The organism is Clostridium thermopalmarium DSM 5974 (assembly GCF_002995795.1).
GTDB classification, from domain to species: Bacteria; Bacillota; Clostridia; order Clostridiales; family Clostridiaceae; genus Clostridium_H; species Clostridium_H thermopalmarium.
In genome coordinates this window covers 1-18,733 of record NZ_PVXN01000043.1, presented here as the reverse complement: position 1 = coordinate 18,733, position 18,733 = coordinate 1, and the positions used below count along the sequence as shown (strand labels likewise).

Below are 18,733 nucleotides of genomic sequence, written 5' to 3'. Positions count from 1 at the left end.
GATATACATGATTAATTATAGCTGAGGCCTTTCGACAAATTATGCCGAAAGGCCAAAGATAATTATATCATTAATTACATTGTCAAGGTCGGGTAGTATTTTCTACGAAAATCTCCACCCTTCCCTTGACAATTGCAACTAAAAGATTATGCGTGGTTTTCTCAATAAGTGTTGCATTTAATATTGCAATTTAGAGTTATAAAATAAATCAAAAAATAATAATTAAAAAAGTTGACAATGCGGCGATATGTTGTTATAATAAATATCGTCGCTAAGATATGGAGAGATGGTCGAGTTGGTTTAAGGCACCGGTCTTGAAAACCGGCGTGCGTGAAAGCGCACCTAGGGTTCGAATCCCTATCTCTCCGCCATAAAAAATAAATAAATTTATATTGACAAACTTAAATTTATATATTATACTATTTAAGTGTCATATGGAGAGATGGTCGAGTTGGTTTAAGGCACCGGTCTTGAAAACCGGCGTACGTGAAAGCGTACCTAGGGTTCGAATCCCTATCTCTCCGCCATAAAGATGTTAAATCTAAAGATAAACTGTAGGACTGTGGAGAAATACTCAAGAGGCCGAAGAGGCGCCCCTGCTAAGGGCGTAGGTCGGGAAACCGGCGCGAGGGTTCAAATCCCTCTTTCTCCGCCATAATATGCACTCAATGTAAATTGAGTGTTTTTTAATGAGGTCTAATCCCTATGTAACATAGGAACTATAATGGCATTAACTGATCTGCAGTAAGGTTAGTGTTTGACTTTCTATAGTTCCTATGTTAAAATAGATATAATTAAAGCACATGCGCGAGTAGCTCAGTTGGATAGAGTAGCTGGCTACGAACCAGTTGGTCGGGAGTTCGAATCTTCTCTCGCGCACCACAAAACCTAGTAGTCTCAATGATTACTAGGTTTTTTACTTTTTCATAAAATTCTTTGATTTAAAATTTTAAAATTCATATATTAAAAATAATTTAAAAAGGAAAATACTCTAAAATATAGAAGCTTATATATTTTAGAGGATGATGAATATGACAGAAACTAATATAAGTATGTTGGTGGCTGTTTTGTCTTATTACCTTAGGCATTTATAGCTTTTGGCTTGGTATTGCACTTAATAAGTGGAAGGCTAAACACACATATTTTGCATAAAGTATTTATTTAAGGTACTTTTGATAGGCTTTTTTTAATGAATTAGATTTAATTTTATATATTATAATCTATAAATGTATAATAAGTTATAAGTTGAGATAATATAAAAAATAGTATTATACAAGGAGTGAATATAATGAAAGTAACTGTAGTAGGATATTGGGGAGCTTATCCAGAAAAAAATGAAGCAGCGACAGGATATTTGCTTCAGAGTGGAAAACATAATATTTTAATAGACTGTGGTTCAGGGGTGTTATCAAAGGTACAAAATTATATACCATTAACAGAAATAGATACGGTAATTTTATCTCATTATCACGGTGACCATTTTGGAGATATATCATGTCTTCAATACCAAGTAGGATACACTAGAAGCCTTGGAAAGAGAAGTGGAACTTTAGATATATATGGACATAATTTATCTTCTGAATTTAATAAATTAACATATGGTGGAGGCACAATAGGTAAAAAGATAGATGAAAGAACTGTGTTAAGGTTTGGAGATTTAAGTGTAAGCTTTAAATGGGGCAATCATCCAGTACCTTGTTTAGCTATGAGGTTTGAGGAGAATGGAAAAGTTCTTGCTTATAGTGGGGATACAGAGTGGAGTGATAAAATAGTAGAAATAGCTGAAAATGCAGATGTTTTTATATGTGAATGTAATCTCTTTAATGAACAGTTTGGAAAGGCAAAAGGCCATCTTACAGCAGGAGAAGTTGGTAAGATAGCCAAAATGGCTAATGTTAAAAAACTAGTGTTAACTCATTTCCCTCACTATGGAGATTTAGATAATTTAGTTAAAGAAGCAGGAGAAGAATTTAGTGGAGAAATAGTTAAAGCTGAGAGCGGACTAGTATTTGAATTATAGCTTTACTCCTATTTTTTCTCCAAAATTAACTTTACATTCAAAGCCTAGTCTTGTTTGTTCTAAAATATCTTCATCTATCTTAACTTTTTTAGGTTCAAAGAAAAGTATTATCGTGGAACCTCCAAATTTAAAATATCCTTTTTCATCTCCTTTTTTTACCTGTGTATAAGGAGTATAGGTTTGAACTATAGAACCAACACAGGTGGCACCTATATCAACATATAAAACATTACCAAAGTTATTAGAATGGAATAAACTATATTCTCTTTTATTCTCACAGAATAACTTTGGTATTTTTCTTAGAGCAATAGGATTTACTGAATAATAGTGCCCGGAAATTTTCTTACTTTCTTCACATATGCCCCAATCTAAAAAGTGAAATCTATGATAATCTATTGGAGCAAGTCTTAATATAATGCAGGTTCCACCTATATATTTTTTAGATAAATCTTCATTTTGGATTAGATCCTTTAGCCTATAGGAAATACCTTTTACCTGTACCAAGTTATTAATATCGATATTCTCATAAGCTGTCATTCGTCCATCACAAGGAGATATTAAGGTTGAAACATTATAATCTATAGGCCTAGCCCCATTTTTTAAACTTCTTGCAAAGAAATCATTAAAACATTTATAGTTTGATTTATCTACTTTAAATTCATCTTCGTTTATATTAAATTCCTTAATAAAATTATCTATTTTTCTCCTGCTTAGCCTAGAATCACAAAAAACACCATAAAGCTTTGAAAAAATTTTTTTCTTAATTAAAAGTTCTAAAATATTTAAGCCTATAGGAGAGGAATATGTCCATTCTAAATATTTTCCCCCTGCAACATTTTCAATCTCATAAGTTTTTATTTTTCTATTAAAATACTTAATCATAATATATCCCTTCATAAAGCTTATTCAATAAATAGAAAATATAATAGAATATTCTATATTAATATATAATTAATTACAAAATAACACAAGCCTTATGAAGATAGTTTACTTGAAAAAGGGAGGTACATCAATAAAAATAGCATATAAACGCCTAAGATTATAAATGGTACAAAATAAATAGGTTTATCAGGAAGAAGGTCTAAAGGCGTAAAACAAGGTTTGTATCTTAAATAGCAGTAGTTGCTATCTATAATGTAGTTAATAGGTATTGTAAATATAAAGTATATCAAGGTCCATATGGAGGTTCTTATTAATGAATTTATATTTGGTGAATAATCATATATAAACATCATAAAAAGTACTGAAATCAAAATTCCTCCATGAGATATAAAAAATTGAATAAAAACGTAGTGAGGAAAAGGGAAAATAGATGTATCATGAAAAATCAACGCAACAGATGCCCCTCCAAGACCCCAAAAGTATAATATATCAAAGATCTTATGGCTTTTATTAAACATCATAATAATGGATAATATTAATGAAATTCTACAAAGATATAAAGGTAGGGCTTCTTTTAGAGTTAGTTTGTCGTTTGTAATATACCAAAGATATAAAGAAATTTGATGTCCAATTAAAATTGAGGCAATGGTCTTTGATATTAGATTTTTATATTTTTCTGTTTTTAATATTTCTCTATATAAGTACATTGCGAGTATTATAAAAAAAATTATTAATAAACTCAATATGTGGGGAAGGGAAAAAGGTTTTGTAGGTGAACTTCTTTCAATAGCTTTCCAGTATGAACTAAAACTTTTCAAGTTTAATCACCTCTTAAAGTTAAGGTATAGGTTAAATATAGGAAATAGTAAAATTCAACTTCTTAATAAAAATATATTGTTACATATTATAATAATAAGTATAATAAAATAAGAAAAAATTATACTTGTTATTATAATATATGAATTTTGGAGTGATATAAATGAATGGAACCAAGGAGGCTATATTTCAAGCTGCCATAAAAGAATTTTCAAGTAAAGGATATAATGGAGCTACTGTAGATAATATAGCTTTAGAAGCTGGAGTTGCTAAGGGTACCTTATATTATAATTTTAAAAATAAAGAAGACATATTTAAATATATCATAAAAGAGGGAATGAATAAGATAAAGGAAGATATACAAAGAGAAGTAGAAAAGGTACAAGAACCTGTATCTAAATTAAAAACTCTTTGCAGAGTTCAATTAAAATTAATCTATGAAAACAAAGACTTTTTTAAGGTAATTATGAGTCAAATATGGGGAAAAGAATTAAGACAATTAGAACTAAGAGAGGCTTTAAGGGAATATATTCTATTAATAGAACAGTATATTAAAGAGGCCATAGATAAGGGAGGGATAAAAGGCGGAGATTCTTCCTTTATGGCTTATGAATTCTTTGGAGCTTTAATTGCTGCTGCAGTATATGAACTTATAAACAATGAAAAAGATAATGTTAATGAAGTTATAGAGAATTTAACTAGCTATATTTTATATGGAATATCAGGATGATCTTATATAATATAAGGTTGACATTAAGTGAAAACTGAACTAAAATAATATAGTAAAAGTTGTGTATGTCTCAGTAGCTCAGCAGGATAGAGCACGGGCCTCCTAAGCTCGGGGTCGCACGTTCGAATCGTGTCTGGGACGCCAAAAAAGCTTCAAACTTAAATTTAAGTTTGAAGCTTTTTTATTCTATTACCATTTTGTTTTTTACAAGAAACATCAACTAAAGTATGTTTCCAATTTTCTGTTTTATATTGTGCAAAAGACATAATAAAGTTTACAAACCAACCTATTGGAACTGCATACCATACAAAATTAATACCGAATCTTGGAGCCAATAATATAGCTATAGCAACACGAACTGATAAGTTAGCCAGGTTTGCCACAGTAAACATCTTCATGTCCCCAGCCCCTCGCAATAAACCATCAGTAACCATTTTTAATCCAATTAAAACAAAAAACCAACCCATAAATTTTAGATAGCTTGTACCTGTTTGTAGAGCTAACCTAGTACCATCATCACCTAAAAACATAGAAATGATAGGCATATGGAATCCTTCAAGTATTACACAAATTAGAATTGCAAATACAGCAACAATTTTATTTGCGGTATGATAACCCTTTTGAACTCGTTCATATTTTTTAGCACCGATATTTTGTGCTGTGTAGGAAGATATTGCATTTCCCATAGCTGCCATTGGTACAACACATATGCTTTCAACTCTCATGGCTGCTGAAAATCCTGCTAGCATTTCTGATCCAAAACTATTTACAACTGATTGAACAAGCATCATACCAATAGAAACAGTAGATTGCTGAAAAATAGAAGGCAGTGCAATTACAGCCATGCTTTTTAGTTCTTTTTTATTAAAAATAGAATAATTGTTGTCAGAATAAGTAGCTAATTCCTTTAAAAATAATAAAAATGCAAAAATTGCGGAAATACCTTGTGCAATCAAGGTTGCCCATGCAACTCCTGATATACCAAGATTTAAAGAACGAACCATATATACATCTAAAAAAATGTTTAGTAAGGAAGAAAAAATAAGCAAATATAAAGGAATACGAGAGCGGCCAATTGCATTAAACATGGCAGAAAGCACATTATACATAAATAGAAACGGAAGTCCAAGGAAATATATATTTAGATACTCTGCTGCCATATCTAAAATATTAGATGGTGTATTTAATAGCTGCATAATTTCTTTTCCTGTAAAAAACCCAAAAATACCTAGGATTATGCTTATAATAAGAAAGGAGAATAATGCTGTGTAAACAGACTCTTTCATTTGTCCATATTCTCTTGATCCAAAATATTTACTGGTAATGACCGAGGCTCCTACTCCTCCCCCAATTGCGATACATATGAATACATTAGTCAATGAGTAGGAAGCACCTACAGCAGCTAATGCATTTTCGCTGACAAATCTGCCAACTACTACTGAATCCGCCATTGTATAAAATTGCTGAAATAGGTTTCCTATAATCATGGGTAAAGCAAAAACTAGTAATGCTTTTAATGGTTTTTCATTTATCAAATATTCTTTATCCATGCAAAGCATCTCCTCTAATATTTTTCACATTCTCATATTTCAGTACATATTCTTTATAAGATATTAAACTAAATTTCTCTGAATAATGAAGTTTCTATATTTTATTTTGAAAACTTCTTAAAAACTATTACTATGCAAAGAACAATAACAGAAGTTAGAGCTATAGTTCCTCCAGGAGCACTGTTGACATAATAGGAAGATATAAGCCCAATCATTATATCTATAAATCCAAATATTATAGAATATGCTAAAGTAGATTTGAAACTTTTGTTTAGCTGAAGTGCTGTAGCCACAGGAACAGCCAACATTGATGACAAAACAAGTACACCTATTATTCTTATGGATACGGATATAGTTGCGCTAACTAAAAGAGCAAAAATATAATTTATAAGTCTTACTTTTATTCCAGCGATTTTTGCTCCTTCTTCATCAAAAGTTATGTATACAAGTTTATCGTATAAAACTATAAGAGTTATAACTGAAATAATACTAAGTATAAATACAGTAATAAGTTCCTGCTTAGATACGGTTAATATACTTCCAAATAAATAAGAATTGACATTAGCTTTTGCACTACCTGTACTTATAACCATTATAGCTATGCCAACGCTTAGAGTTAGAATTATTACTAAAATTAGTTCTGCATATTTTTTATAGTATGAACGGAGAAATTCTATAAAAACTCCACATATAGATGTGAAGATAAAAGAGCTTATTATAGGATTAAAGTTAAGCATAATTCCAATAGCTACTCCAGCAAGTGAGCTGTGCGCTAAAGTATCTCCCATCATTGAATGACGTCTTAACACTAAAAAAACTCCAATAAATGGACACAATATGGAAATAAGCAGGGATATCATTAAGGCATTTTGCATAAAACTATATTGCAGCATTAGATATAACCTCCTTGTGGTGTCTTTTATATTCAGAGACAGAACGTAATATTCCACTGCCATCATTAAGCTCAAATATATAGTTAGAATTTAATATAGCTGCTTTTAAGTTATGTTCAATAGAAATAACAGTAACACCTAATTTTAAATTTAAATTCTTGATTAGCTCATATATTTCTTTTTGGCTTTGAATATCTATTCCTGTAGATGGTTCATCAAGGACGATAAGATCTGGATTGCCCATTAACGCTCTGGCTATAAATATCTTCTGCTGCTGACCTCCAGATAAATTTCCTATAAGATGATTTTTATAATCTCTCATTCCTACTTTATCTAAACTTTTATTTATAGAAGACATATCTTTAATACCAATTGCCCTTCTATGGGTATTAAGCACTTCATATACGGTTATAGGAAATTGAGAATTGAAGCTGTCTAATCTCTGAGGAACATATCCTATCTTATCAGTATTAATGGTTATAGAACCTTTAGATGGTTTTAATATTTTTAATATGAGTTTTATAAGGGTGCTTTTTCCACTTCCGTTTTCACCTAATATAGATACGTAATCGCCTTTATTAATAACTAAATTTAAGTCAGTTAATATATAAGGGCTATGATTTGTATAGGAAAAACATAAATTATTAATATGAATCATAAGTTTCCTCCAAAATAAATGTTAACATTCTAAGTTTATTCAAAACAATTAAAAAAATAATGCCAATTATATTGACATTTAAAATTGCCAAGTTTATTATATACCTAAATGCAAATAATTTGCAACTAAAAGGAGTGACTGTATGTATAAAAAGATTATTGCCTTAATTTCAACATTTATAATCTTTTTTTCATTAACAGCTTGTAGTAATGGAAAAACAGGTAAAGATGAATCTAAAATAAATAATTCAACATTAGGGAAAATAGATGTAGTGGTTAGTTTTAATCCTTTAAAGGAATTTACAGAAGCTATAGGAAAAGATAAGGTAAATGTGACATCAGTTTTGGAAGGTGCAGTAGAACCTCATGATTTTGAACCAAAGGCAAAGGATTTAGAAAATATAAATAACAGCAAGATATTTGTTTATAATGGACTTGGAATGGAACCATGGGTAGATAAGGTTTTAGAAAGTTTAGACACAAACAATGTTATACTAGTAGATTCTTCTAAGGGCGTTAATCCTATTAAAGAATCTAATGAAGAAGATGAGCATGAACATGGAGAATATGATCCTCATATTTGGCTTAGTTTAAAAGAAGCAAAGGTTCAGTCAAATAATATAAAAGAAGCTTTAATAAAGGCTGATCCTTCTAATAAGGATTATTATGAGAAAAATTATGAGGAATTTTCAAGAGAACTTGATGATCTCTACAACGAATACAAGAGTAAATTTGATAGTTTAACCCATAAAAAGTTTGTTACAGGACATGCGGCATTCTCATATCTATGCAGAGATTTTAATTTAGAGCAAAACAGTATTGAAGGAGTATATTCAGAAGGAGAGCCAAGTGCTAAAAAGTTGAAGGAATTAGTAGAGTATTCAAAAAAAAATAATGTAAAAACTATATTTTCAGAAGAAAATGCAAGTCCAGAAATGTCAAAGACATTAGCAAATGAAGTAGGAGCAAAGGTAGAAAAGATATATTCACTAGAATCAAAGGAAGACAATAAAAATTATATTGAAAGCATGAGAAGTAATCTAGAGAAGATATATAACAGCTTAAAATAAAAGTTGGAGGATATTTAATCCTTCAACTTTTATTATTTTTACTGCAATTACTGCAGTAGCCATATATTTCTAATCTATGGTCGGTTACAGTAAATCCGTTATTGTTTATTTTAGGTGTTATAGCTTCTAAAGGACAGTAATCTATAGTTTCCGTCTTACCACAATTTTTACAAATTAAATGGTGGTGATGACATTGATTATAAGTTATTTCATAACTTGAAGAAGAACCGTTAAAGTTTGTTTTATGAAGCATACCTATGTCTTTTAAGATTTCTAGATTTCTGTATACTGTAGACAGATTAGTCTTAGAATACTTTTTTTTGCATTGAATATATATATCTTCAACAGAAATAAGCTTTCCTGAATTCTCAATAAGAACTTCCAGTATAGATTTTCGCTGTCTTGTGAGTTTATACCCTTTTTTCTTAAGAGCCTCCTCAATTTCATCTATATTAATCATTTATAACACTCCTAATATACTTTGACTTTATTTTATAATAATTAATTTCTAGATTCAATAATAAACTTAGTTGTTTACATGATTAAAAAGTAATTGAAGGTTAAAAATTGTATATTAGTATATCTTACCAAAACATATGATATAATCTATATAAAAGTTTGTTTATTTTACAAAATAGAGGTTATAAATATGAATAAAGAATTTATGAGAAAAGCAATAGAAGAAGCAAAATTAGCAGAGAAGCTTAATGAAGTTCCAGTAGGTGCGGTGATAGTGAAAGACAATAATATCATATCCTCAGCACACAATCTAAGGGAGACATTAAAAGATCCAACAGCTCATGCAGAAATACTTGCAATTAAATATGCTGCAGAAATTATAGGGGATTGGAGATTAAGTGGATGTGATTTGTATGTTACATTAGAACCATGTCCTATGTGTGCTGGAGCTATTATACAATCGAGAATAAGAAAGGTTTATATTGGGACTTTTGATCCTGTAGCTGGATGCTGTGGGTCTGTTTTAAATGTACTTCAAAGTGAGGCTTTAAACAGTATGGTTGATGTACAATGGATGTATGATGAGGAATGCAGTAGCATATTAACAAATTTCTTCAGAAAAAGAAGAAAATAGTCAAATCATTATTCATGATATAAACTTTACTAATGTAACTTATTGTAATATTATTATTGTATAAATTAAGTTAGGAGAGATGGCCGAGAGGTCGAAGGCAATTGACTCGAAATCAATCGTAGGGGAAACTCTACCGGGGGTTCGAATCCCCCTCTCTCCGCCAATTAATAAAATTTAGGAGGGACTGATTAAGTGAGTCAGCTCACGGGAAAACTAGACAGACTTTTTATATTTTTTATAGTTTACACTATTATATTCATAACTTTTTTTAATACATTAAGCTATACACTGCCATTTGTGGTTGCATTCCTTTTTTCATTAATACTTATTAAACCTACTAGATATCTTATAAATAAGTTTAAATTAAAGAATTCCTTAGCATCACTTATTACAACATTTATTTTTTTTGCTGTAATTATTTTTATAGTTTCCGGGGCAATATCCCATATAGTTCAGGAAATAATTGAATTAGGCAAAAATGTTCAGGTGTATATTGCTCAAAATGGAGATAATATATCTAAATTCTTAAAAAGAATATATAAATATTATAGTAATTTAGATCCTTCTATTACAGATAATATAGAAAAAAATATTTCTAGTACTATTACAAAAATATCCAATACAACAGTGAAACTTACTAGCTCAGCTTTATCAAGTGTGCTTACAATTTTTTCATCAATTCCGTATATACTTATGGTAGCATTATTTACAGTATTAAGCACATATTATTTTACAAAGGATATGAGTTTGGTAAAGAAAAAAGTATCAAAATTAATTCCATCAAACAAGAACAGTGAAATATCAAAAACTATAAAAGAAGCAAAAAAAATGATAGTCAACTATATTGCTTCCTATTTAATAATAATACTTATTACTCTTTTAGTCACTTTAATAGGATTTTTAATTTTAGGGGTAAGATATACAATAACTCTAAGTATACTTTCTGCTATATTTGATATTTTGCCTATATTGGGTATAGGAACTGTATATATACCTGTTGCAGCAATTTATTTTTTCTCGGGAAATTATTTTGTAGCAGGCGGAGTACTTGTATTATTTGTAATTGCATTTGTAGTAAGGCAAATTGTAGAACCTAAAATAGTATCTTCTTCTCTAGGAGTTCACCCTGTAGCTATATTAGCAGCTATATTTATAGGATTAAAAGCAAATGGAATTATGGGTATGTTCTTTTGTATATTTCTTGTAGTATTTTATAATGTATTAAGTAAAGTTGGTGTATTAAAATAAGTGTGGAAAATATTTTTCAAGATAATATAAAAAAAGGAAGTTTATAAACGATAAAATATACGTAACCTGTAAGAAAAGTGCAATGTATTTAATTTTTGGGGGTGTATCCTATGAAGAAGGAGCTAAGAGCGGTGGGTTGTATTTTGGCTAGTGTTATATTTTTTACAGGATGCGGTATAAAAAATCAACTTAAGAAATATAAAAAAGATACTTCTAATGTAGCGGCTGAAAGTAATATTGATGTTGTACAAAATGTTGATATGAATGGAAGTTCTTTAGGAGGTAAAGAATTAGAAGGTGAGTATAGTTTAAAGAGAAAAAGTCTTGATAGTGTTAGAGATACAGAAAATTCAAAAGAGCTTAAGGAATTTGAAGATAACATAAATTTAAGCGCAAATTTAATTAAAAAAGCTTATGATGCTAAAATAGCTGCTGCAAATAATGCAATGAAAACTAAAATAAAAAAGGAATTAGATATAGAACTTCAAAGAGTTAAAGCAGAATTTCAAAATGCTAAAAACAAAATAGAAGCTGAATATGCAGCAGAAAAATCAAAAAATATGCCTTATGCTGAAAATAACAGAAAGGTTAAGCTTTTACAAGCGGAAAAAGAAAATGCGGAAAAAGAAAGAGTTGTTAGAGATAGATATGCGGCAAAAATAGAAGCTGAATCTAAGTCCTATGAAAATAAGAAAAATGCATTAAATAACTTATGGAATGAGTATGATAGAAAAATGAAACAAGCACAGCAAGAAAGAGATAATAATAAAACTGCCTTTAAGAATAAGACTATAAAAGAGTATGATGAAAAGATGACAAAGTTGAGTGAAGATAATATAGCAACTGAGAGCATATGGGATAATACAGTTATGAATGAGGACAAAGTTATAAGAGAATTTTATAAAAAAGAAGATGAAAAATATAAAATTGCTGTGAGAGATATAATTAATTGGAGAGACGATGAATTGTCAAAAATAAAATAGTGGAATAAAATTCATATAAGTAGAATATATTAGAACTAGTAATGTTATTTTTCTAAATATGATGTGATATTCATATTATAGAATAATATATATGTATAACTAACAAGTACTAAGGATAAATATTTATATTTCTCTTGAAATAAGTAAGGTTTAATAGTATAATAAATTTTGCTCAAAGAAACTAAATAATGTTTTTTAACTTATGGAGAGATGTCCGAGTGGTTGAAGGAGCACGCCTGGAACGCGTGTGTAGGGGAAACTCTACCGAGGGTTCGAATCCCTCTCTCTCCGCCATTGGTCGTGCTAGACGGGAAGTTAGCGGTGTCCTGTACCTGCAATCCGCTACAGCAGGGTTGAACTCCTCGTCGAGGCTTTAAAGTGTGAGGCCTGGCTTATACAAGTGACGTTGAGAATTGGGCCCCACGCAACGGAAACTCATGAACCCCGTCAGGTCCGGAAGGAAGCAGCGGTAAGTGAGACCTTTCGTGTGCCGTGGGTCAACCTGGTTTGAGTTAACTGTATAAGTAACGCTCATACTTTACTGTCGACACGAGGTGCACGACTTTACATAAGATACCACAAGACGCTTTAAAGGCGTCTTTTTTTCGTATAAAAAAGCAAGTGTATTATGATATAATAATAACTAAGCATAAAAATTACTAAATTGAAATAAGATAGAAGGTGTTACAATTGGCATATACGGCTTTATATAGGGAATGGAGACCTAAAGTTTTTGATGAAGTTGTAGGTCAGCCTCATATAACTGTTACACTAAAAAATCAAATAAAAAATAATAGAATAGCTCATGCTTACCTTTTTTGTGGAACGAGAGGTACAGGAAAAACTTCTACTGCGAAGATATTTTCTAAGGCGGTAAATTGCTTAAATCTTCAAGATGGAGAGCCTTGTAATGAGTGTGAAATGTGTAAAAAAATAAATGCTGGTTTAGCTATAGATGTATCTGAAATGGATGCTGCATCTCATAATAAGGTAGATGATATTAGAGAACTCATAGAAGAAGTAAAGTATCCTCCAAGTGAAGGTAAGTATAAAGTTTATATAATGGATGAAGCTCATATGTTAACTCAAGGAGCTGTCAATGCATTTTTGAAGACTTTGGAAGAGCCTCCTAAAAATGTGATATTTATATTAGCCACTACAGACCCTCAAAAGTTGCCTATAACAATTCTGTCAAGATGCCAAAGATTTGACTTTAAAAGAATAAAGAGTGATGATGTATTTGAACGTCTTGTAAAGATTACTAAAGAACAAGGCAATTTTGCTGATAATAAGAGCTTAAAGCTAATTGCAAGAATGTCAGATGGAGCCATGAGAGATGCATTAAGCATATTAGATCAAGCTATATCCATGGGCAATGGAAAAGTTGAATATGAGCAAGTTGTTAATATATTGGGACTTGTAACTAATGAAAACCTATTAAGATTGACAGACAGCATAATAGATAAAGATGTTGAAAGAGCAATAAAGATTATAGATGACGTGGTTTACAGCGGAAAGGATATAAATTTATTTATAAAAGATATGACACATCATATGAGAAATCTTATGATGGCAAAGATTAGTCAGAATCCAGAAGAAGTTTTAGATATGTCTGAAGAAGGCATAGAAATTATGAAGGCTCAGGCTGATAAATTAAGAATAGAAGAGATAATGAGATATATAAGAATACTTCAAGAAACAATAGAGCAATCTAAATGGAGTAATCAAAACAGAATATATTTAGAGCTTGCTGTAATAAAAATGTGTAAAATAGAGTACGATACATCTAAAGAAGTTCTTTTAGCTAGAATAAATAAATTAGAGAATCTCATAAGAGAAGGAAATTTTCAGATAAAACAGAATAATACTAAAGCTGAGTCTAATAAAGCATCTTTTGATAAGCCTAAAAGTCAGGTATTAAAAGACATGGAAAATAAACAAGAAAAAGATGATGAAATAGAATTGAATTTAGAATCTAAATTAACTTTAGATCAAGTAAAGAAGTCATGGAAGGATATCCTTGAAATTTTTAAGAACAGAAGGCTTATGGTTTTATATGCTTCTCTCATTACAGGTAAGGCTGTGAGTTGTAAAAATGGAGTTATTGAAATAAAATATGAACCAGAGTATGCATTTAATATAAAAAGACTTGAAAAAGAAGAAAATCGTAAATTGATAGAAGATATTTTTTCAGAAGCACTAAAAGAAAAAATTAGAATAAGATATACTGTGGACAAAAAAGAAGAAAACAAGAAATCTCAAGAGGAGATTGTAAAAGAAACCTTTGGAGAAGACTTAGTACAAGTAATTGATGAATAATCTAGTAAATGATAAAATATAAAAGATTAAGTTAATCTAAATATTAGGAGGTAATATTATGGCAAGAGGCGGATTCCCAGGAATGGGTGGAATGAATATAAACAATTTAATGAAGCAAGCTCAAAAAATGCAAGAGCAAATGGAAAAAATGCAAATTGAAATTGAAAATAAAAAGTTTACAGGAACAGCTGGTGGTGGAGCTGTTAAGGTTGTAGTAAGTGGTAAAAGACAGGTAGTAGATGTACAAATACAACCAGATGTTGTAGATCCAGATGATGTTGAAATGTTACAAGATTTAGTATTAACTGCTTGCAACCAAGCATTACAAGCAGCAGAAGAAGCAACAGCAAATGAAATGAAGAAACTAACAGGTGGTCTTAATATGCCTGGAATGTTCTAGGTTTGAGGTGAATGATTTGGATTTTTATCCTATAGCTATAGAAAAATTGATAGAAGAGTTTGCAAAACTACCAGGAATAGGGCATAAGACTGCTCAAAGGCTTACATTATATGTATTAAACTTACCAAGAGAAGAAGTAAAGGAATTTGCAGATGCCTTAGTTAAGGCAAGAGGCACTATAAGATACTGCTCTGTATGTGGTAATTTTACAGATAGTGAGGTTTGTGCTATATGTTCAAACCCAAACAGAGATATTAGCACTATTTGTGTAGTTGAGCAGCCTAAAGATATAATGTCTATGGAAAAGATAAGGGAGTATAACGGTGTTTATCATGTACTCCATGGAGTAATATCTCCAATGTCTGGTAAGGGTCCAGATGATATACGTCTTAAGGAATTAGTAAGAAGAATAAATGGAGATGTAAAAGAAATCATAGTAGCTACAAATCCTAATGTAGAAGGTGAAGCTACGGCTATGTATATATCTAAAATTTTAAAGCCATTAGGAGTTAAGGTTACAAGAATTGCCCACGGTATTCCTGTAGGTGGAGACTTAGAGTATGCAGACGAGGTTACTCTTTCTAAGGCGCTCGAGGGAAGAGTAGAACTATAAGAAAATTGCAGCCTTGTGTATAACCTAAATAAACTCCTATCATTTTGCAAATTATCGATAGGAAGAAAATAAAGTTCTTGCAGGAAACATGGTTTATTAGGGCAAAGGAAAGCCCTGTAGGCCATGTTTTTTTATTAGGAATTTTAAGGTGAAAAGGAATAAGGGATAAGGTTTAAATTCAGTAAAATCAATGGATTGAGAGATTGAATGGAAGTAAAAATGGAGAGAAGAAATGGAAAGAATTCTCCTTAAACCTTCTTCCTTAACTCTCTATAAATCCTCAATTTTGCAACTACTTTATTTTCATTTTTTCCATTGAAAAATCAAAAATGCAACTACTTTAAATTGTGAAAAACAAAAATGGAGTAAATAAACGGATAATTGGAAGAGAATAACAAGCCAGTATTCTCAAGGGTTTGAGGGCTGTCTATAAAAGGACTTTATTTGAAAAGGGAAAGAAGTTTGTTTGAGGTGCATATAGTTAGGATTGAGGAAAAAGGGGTAAGGAAATAGGAAAAAATTTTGAAAGAATTTAGGCCATAATTAGTTGTTGTAAAAATAAAATAAAGTAGTTGTAGTGAAAGGAATAATGAATCAGGGAAAGTATTGGGAGTACTGGTTTTAACGAACTTTTTAAGGTTTAGGAGAAAGGGAAGTAAAGGAAATTTATGAAAGAACATTATTTACTTTTGCTATATAACATAGGGCTTTTTTTCTGTTTCTAAAAATGATATGGACGAAAATTTTAAAAACAGAAAAGTTGTTTCATAAGTGGTAAAGTTCTATTAAAATGCAAATAAAGTTGTATTGAGAATTACTATGGTTATTAGAATGGATATTCTTAAAGAAGACGAAAGCCGATACTAATAGTAAAGATATTTTTGTATATAGAATTTAATGTATAATGATAATAGAATACTGTGTTTTACTATTGCATTATACAAAGAAATGATGCAATAATATAAGTAATGATGCAATTAAAATGCATCATGTTGCATTTAGTTACAAAAAATAAGCGTGAAAGGAGGTAAAGACTTGAGGTCAAAAGATGATATTTTAAAAATTCTTGATTTGTTAGAAGAGCATATTGCAGATGAGTTTGAAGCACAAGATTTAGACTTTAAAGAATGGATAGAAAGAAGTATAAACGATAACATAAATTTAGCAGTAAAGATGGCAGTTTGTATGGCCAATGGTGGAGGAGGGACCATAGTATTTGGAATAAAAGATAAGGTTAGAGGCAGGAATAAGGCAATATTAGGTGTGCCTCCTACTGTTGATGCATTGTTGATGCAAAAAGCGGTATATGAAAAAACTGACCCCCATATTACTCCGACATTTGATTGGATTGAGGTGCCAGAAGGGCATGGAAGAATATTGATGATGAATGTATATCCTGGTATGCCACCTTATACAGAAACAAATGGGAGTGCTACAATAAGAATAGGTAAAGAATGCAGACCGCTTACAGGGTCTATGAGAAAAGAACTGTTTGCTAAAACTGGAGTTTCAGACTTCACATCAAATTTAGTAGACGAATACTGGGAAGACTGTTTCTCACCAGTTGCTATGGAAAGAATAAGAATGATAATGGCCGAAGAACATGCTCCAGATACATTATTAAAAATGTCTAATGAAGACTTGTTAAAGTCTATAGGAGCACTAAAAGACGGGAAACTAACCTTTGGAGGACTTTTGATTGTTGGGAATACACAAGCACTATCAAAATATATCCCAAATCATAGGTGGGATTTTAGAAGAATGATAAGCAGTACAGATTATACGATAAAGCATGGAGAAAATTCACCGATACCTATAGGTCTATATGAAATAGAGAGATACATGGCTACTGAAAATCCTACAACTACCATTGAGGTTGGTTTCTTACACCCTGAATTTTCTACGTATCCTAAAATAGCATTGAGAGAAGCACTGCTTAATGCATTTGTACATAGGGATTATAGAATTCCAGGAAGTGTTATGCTGAAACATTATAAAGACAAACTAATTATTACAAACCCAGGTAATTTTATTGGAGGTATTTCTCCGAGTAATATACTTCATCACCCACCAGTAGCAAGGAACTTGCATCTTGCAGATTTGATGGACAGATTGAGACTTGTAAATAGAAGTAATCTTGGAGTTCCGAGAATCTATAAGTCTTTATTAATAGAAGGAAAAGAGCCTCCGCAATATAATGAAATAGGAGAATGCATCGAATTAACCCTTATTGCATCAACAATAGTTCCAGAGTTCAGAAATTTTATTAAAGAATTAAATTCTAAGGGGATTGAAGTTGATGTAGACCACCTGATTATTTTAAACTATCTTCTTAGACATAGAGAAATAGACACATATAATGCTTCTTATATATGTCAGAGAAGTATAGAACAAGTTAGAGAAATACTTAGTTATATGGAGAATAGTTTAAAACTTATAAAATCAGGAGGTACTGTTAAAAAGAAATACTACTCTTTAACTCGGGAAGTTTATTCAATGCTTGAAAAAGGGGTAGAATACGATAGGGATAAAAGACTTGATAAAGAGTCTATTAAAATGAGAATACTATCTATATTGAAAGAAAGGAATCTTACTAATGCAGAGATAAGACAAATGACAAGCATGGATAGGCAGCAGGTATTAAGGCTTATGCGCGAGTTAGAAGCGGATGGTGTTCAGATTAAAGGCAGTGGTAGAGGAGCATATTATTGTTTATCTAAAGAGGAATAAAACTAATAAATAAGCATATGTCTCATTATTTTGTTGCAATAATGAAATATTTGAATCATTTAATTGCGACAAAATGTTTATTGATGCATTTTGCACTTAATGAAAATAAAGTTGTATTGAGAAATTATTATTGTTGTCAGCACGGATATTCTTTGAGAAAATAGAAGCCGATACTTAATAGTAAATGTATTATTATAAATAGAATTTAATGTATAATGAAAGTAAAGTCTGTGGTCTTTTTATTAGAATATAAGAATTACAGGATATGAAATCAATAAAAGTCAGTCAGGAGCCGTGACATTATGAAAATTCTTCAGTTGAAAATAACATTAAAAGATGTAAAACCACCCGTGTGGAGAAGGGTATTGGTTAAAGATGATATCACGTTTTATAAACTCCACAGGATAATCCAGTATGCGATGGGATGGTTTGAATCCCATCTTTATGAGTTCAGGCTGGGAGAAATGATTATTGGGGAAAAAGATGATGAATGGGACTTTTACGATAGATATGAAGTAAAAAGTGCAAAAAGGGTAAAGTTAAGCAGTATGAACTTTACACCCAAGGATAAATTCAGGTATGTTTACGACTTTGGTGATGACTGGAGACATGACATTGTTGTTGAGAAGGTGCTTGACCCGGAAGAAGGCGTTAAATATCCAGTATGTATCGGTGGTAAAAGAAACTGTCCTCCTGAAGATGTAGGGGGACCGTGGGGATATGAAGATT

The 18,733-nt window shown here is 30.9% G+C and carries 17 protein-coding genes, 7 tRNA genes and 1 other RNA gene; 19 read left to right on the top strand and 6 right to left on the bottom strand.

The genetic code is table 11. The features are described from left to right. Nucleotides 1–280 precede the first annotated feature (280 nt). The 5 genes from CPAL_RS08510 (at nt 281) to CPAL_RS08490 (ending at nt 2,020) form a co-directional block, all read left to right on the top strand. Nucleotides 281–371 (top strand) — tRNA-Ser (locus CPAL_RS08510). A gap of 65 nt (nt 372–436) precedes the next feature. After that, a tRNA-Ser gene (locus CPAL_RS08505) sits at nt 437–527 on the top strand. 37 nt (nt 528–564) lie between these two features. Further along, a tRNA-Ser gene (locus CPAL_RS08500) sits at nt 565–655 on the top strand. Nucleotides 656–805: 150 nt separating this feature from the next. After that, a tRNA-Arg gene (locus CPAL_RS08495) sits at nt 806–882 on the top strand. 406 nt (nt 883–1,288) lie between these two features. Next, a complete protein-coding gene (locus CPAL_RS08490) occupies nt 1,289–2,020 on the top strand; it encodes an MBL fold metallo-hydrolase (protein WP_061859180.1) in 732 nt (243 codons plus the stop codon). Here the strand turns inward: CPAL_RS08490 and CPAL_RS08485 are convergent. Continuing rightward, on the bottom strand, nt 2,015–2,902 hold the full coding sequence (locus tag CPAL_RS08485) for a phosphatidylserine decarboxylase (RefSeq protein WP_106024427.1): 888 nt from the start codon (nt 2,900–2,902) through the stop codon (nt 2,015–2,017). The genes CPAL_RS08490 and CPAL_RS08485 overlap by 6 nt on opposite strands. A 92-nt stretch (nt 2,903–2,994) precedes the next feature. Beyond that, nucleotides 2,995–3,720 carry a YwaF family protein gene (locus CPAL_RS08480; protein ID WP_061859178.1) on the bottom strand — a complete coding sequence of 242 codons (726 nt, stop codon included), beginning with the start codon at nt 3,718–3,720 and terminating at the stop codon, nt 2,995–2,997. 161 nt (nt 3,721–3,881) lie between these two features. On the opposite strand from CPAL_RS08480, the gene CPAL_RS08475 reads away from it, so the two are divergent. Further along, a complete protein-coding gene (locus tag CPAL_RS08475; protein WP_106024426.1) occupies nt 3,882–4,448 on the top strand; it encodes a TetR/AcrR family transcriptional regulator in 567 nt (188 codons plus the stop codon). Nucleotides 4,449–4,515: 67 nt separating this feature from the next. Further along, nucleotides 4,516–4,592, top strand: a tRNA-Arg gene (locus CPAL_RS08470). A gap of 20 nt (nt 4,593–4,612) precedes the next feature. On the opposite strand, the gene CPAL_RS08465 is transcribed toward CPAL_RS08470, so the two are convergent. From CPAL_RS08465 to CPAL_RS08455, 3 genes are all read right to left on the bottom strand, one after another. Continuing rightward, entirely contained in the window at nt 4,613–6,007 is a 1,395-nt protein-coding gene (locus CPAL_RS08465; protein ID WP_423237161.1) for an MATE family efflux transporter, read from the bottom strand. 92 nt (nt 6,008–6,099) lie between these two features. After that, nucleotides 6,100–6,891 carry a metal ABC transporter permease gene (locus CPAL_RS08460; RefSeq protein ID WP_061859175.1) on the bottom strand — a complete coding sequence of 264 codons (792 nt, stop codon included), beginning with the start codon at nt 6,889–6,891 and terminating at the stop codon, nt 6,100–6,102. After that, nucleotides 6,878–7,549, bottom strand: a complete 672-nt coding sequence (locus CPAL_RS08455; RefSeq protein ID WP_061859174.1) for a metal ABC transporter ATP-binding protein — start codon at nt 7,547–7,549, stop codon at nt 6,878–6,880. The genes CPAL_RS08460 and CPAL_RS08455 overlap by 14 nt, the downstream gene beginning before the upstream one ends. A 142-nt stretch (nt 7,550–7,691) precedes the next feature. Here CPAL_RS08455 and CPAL_RS08450 point away from each other — a divergent pair, with 142 nt between their 5' ends. Next, nucleotides 7,692–8,618, top strand: coding sequence for a metal ABC transporter substrate-binding protein (locus tag CPAL_RS08450; protein WP_061859173.1), 927 nt, complete (start codon nt 7,692–7,694; stop codon nt 8,616–8,618). A gap of 22 nt (nt 8,619–8,640) precedes the next feature. On the opposite strand, the gene CPAL_RS08445 is transcribed toward CPAL_RS08450, so the two are convergent. Then, complete coding sequence (locus tag CPAL_RS08445; protein ID WP_061859172.1) at nt 8,641–9,078, bottom strand: Fur family transcriptional regulator; 438 nt, start codon at nt 9,076–9,078, stop codon at nt 8,641–8,643. A 189-nt stretch (nt 9,079–9,267) separates the two neighbouring features. Here CPAL_RS08445 and CPAL_RS08440 point away from each other — a divergent pair, with 189 nt between their 5' ends. The 11 genes from CPAL_RS08440 to CPAL_RS08390 form a co-directional block, all read left to right on the top strand. After that, nucleotides 9,268–9,711, top strand: a complete 444-nt coding sequence (locus tag CPAL_RS08440) for a nucleoside deaminase (RefSeq protein ID WP_061859171.1) — start codon at nt 9,268–9,270, stop codon at nt 9,709–9,711. Nucleotides 9,712–9,784: 73 nt separating this feature from the next. Continuing rightward, a tRNA-Ser gene (locus CPAL_RS08435) sits at nt 9,785–9,874 on the top strand. A 29-nt stretch (nt 9,875–9,903) separates the two neighbouring features. Next, entirely contained in the window at nt 9,904–10,959 is a 1,056-nt protein-coding gene (gene ytvI, locus CPAL_RS08430; protein WP_061859170.1) for a sporulation integral membrane protein YtvI, read from the top strand. Nucleotides 10,960–11,069: 110 nt separating this feature from the next. Beyond that, nucleotides 11,070–11,942: a hypothetical protein gene (locus CPAL_RS08425; protein ID WP_061859169.1), complete on the top strand. Its 873-nt coding sequence runs from the start codon at nt 11,070–11,072 to the stop codon at nt 11,940–11,942. 204 nt (nt 11,943–12,146) lie between these two features. After that, nucleotides 12,147–12,236 (top strand) — tRNA-Ser (locus CPAL_RS08420). A 4-nt stretch (nt 12,237–12,240) separates the two neighbouring features. Then, nucleotides 12,241–12,504, top strand: an RNA gene (ffs, locus tag CPAL_RS08415) — signal recognition particle sRNA large type. Between the two features lie 128 nt (nt 12,505–12,632). Then, the gene (dnaX, locus tag CPAL_RS08410; protein ID WP_061859168.1) at nt 12,633–14,261 is read left to right on the top strand and encodes a DNA polymerase III subunit gamma/tau; all 1,629 of its coding nucleotides are present in this window, start codon (nt 12,633–12,635) and stop codon (nt 14,259–14,261) included. Between the two features lie 58 nt (nt 14,262–14,319). Further along, nucleotides 14,320–14,661 (top strand): YbaB/EbfC family nucleoid-associated protein, encoded by a 342-nt coding sequence (locus CPAL_RS08405; RefSeq protein WP_061859167.1) that lies wholly within the window; start codon nt 14,320–14,322, stop codon nt 14,659–14,661. Between the two features lie 16 nt (nt 14,662–14,677). After that, complete coding sequence (gene recR, locus CPAL_RS08400) at nt 14,678–15,274, top strand: recombination mediator RecR (protein ID WP_061859166.1); 597 nt, start codon at nt 14,678–14,680, stop codon at nt 15,272–15,274. 1,035 nt (nt 15,275–16,309) lie between these two features. Continuing rightward, the gene (locus CPAL_RS08395) at nt 16,310–18,004 is read left to right on the top strand and encodes an RNA-binding domain-containing protein (protein ID WP_061859165.1); all 1,695 of its coding nucleotides are present in this window, start codon (nt 16,310–16,312) and stop codon (nt 18,002–18,004) included. A 302-nt stretch (nt 18,005–18,306) separates the two neighbouring features. Further along, nucleotides 18,307–18,733 (top strand): plasmid pRiA4b ORF-3 family protein (locus tag CPAL_RS08390; protein WP_106024424.1); only part of this gene is annotated, 427 nt, incomplete at its 3' end.

Coding starts and splice junctions, on each gene's coding strand:
- CPAL_RS08490 (WP_061859180.1), top strand. CDS start 1,289: ATGAAAGTAACTGTAGTAGGATATTGGGGAGCTTATCCAGAAAAAAAT.
- CPAL_RS08485 (WP_106024427.1), bottom strand. CDS start 2,902: ATGATTAAGTATTTTAATAGAAAAATAAAAACTTATGAGATTGAAAAT.
- CPAL_RS08475 (WP_106024426.1), top strand. CDS start 3,882: ATGAATGGAACCAAGGAGGCTATATTTCAAGCTGCCATAAAAGAATTT.
- CPAL_RS08465 (WP_423237161.1), bottom strand. CDS start 6,007: ATGCTTTGCATGGATAAAGAATATTTGATAAATGAAAAACCATTAAAA.
- CPAL_RS08460 (WP_061859175.1), bottom strand. CDS start 6,891: ATGCTGCAATATAGTTTTATGCAAAATGCCTTAATGATATCCCTGCTT.
- CPAL_RS08455 (WP_061859174.1), bottom strand. CDS start 7,549: ATGATTCATATTAATAATTTATGTTTTTCCTATACAAATCATAGCCCT.
- CPAL_RS08450 (WP_061859173.1), top strand. CDS start 7,692: ATGTATAAAAAGATTATTGCCTTAATTTCAACATTTATAATCTTTTTT.
- CPAL_RS08445 (WP_061859172.1), bottom strand. CDS start 9,078: ATGATTAATATAGATGAAATTGAGGAGGCTCTTAAGAAAAAAGGGTAT.
- CPAL_RS08440 (WP_061859171.1), top strand. CDS start 9,268: ATGAATAAAGAATTTATGAGAAAAGCAATAGAAGAAGCAAAATTAGCA.
- CPAL_RS08425 (WP_061859169.1), top strand. CDS start 11,070: ATGAAGAAGGAGCTAAGAGCGGTGGGTTGTATTTTGGCTAGTGTTATA.
- CPAL_RS08405 (WP_061859167.1), top strand. CDS start 14,320: ATGGCAAGAGGCGGATTCCCAGGAATGGGTGGAATGAATATAAACAAT.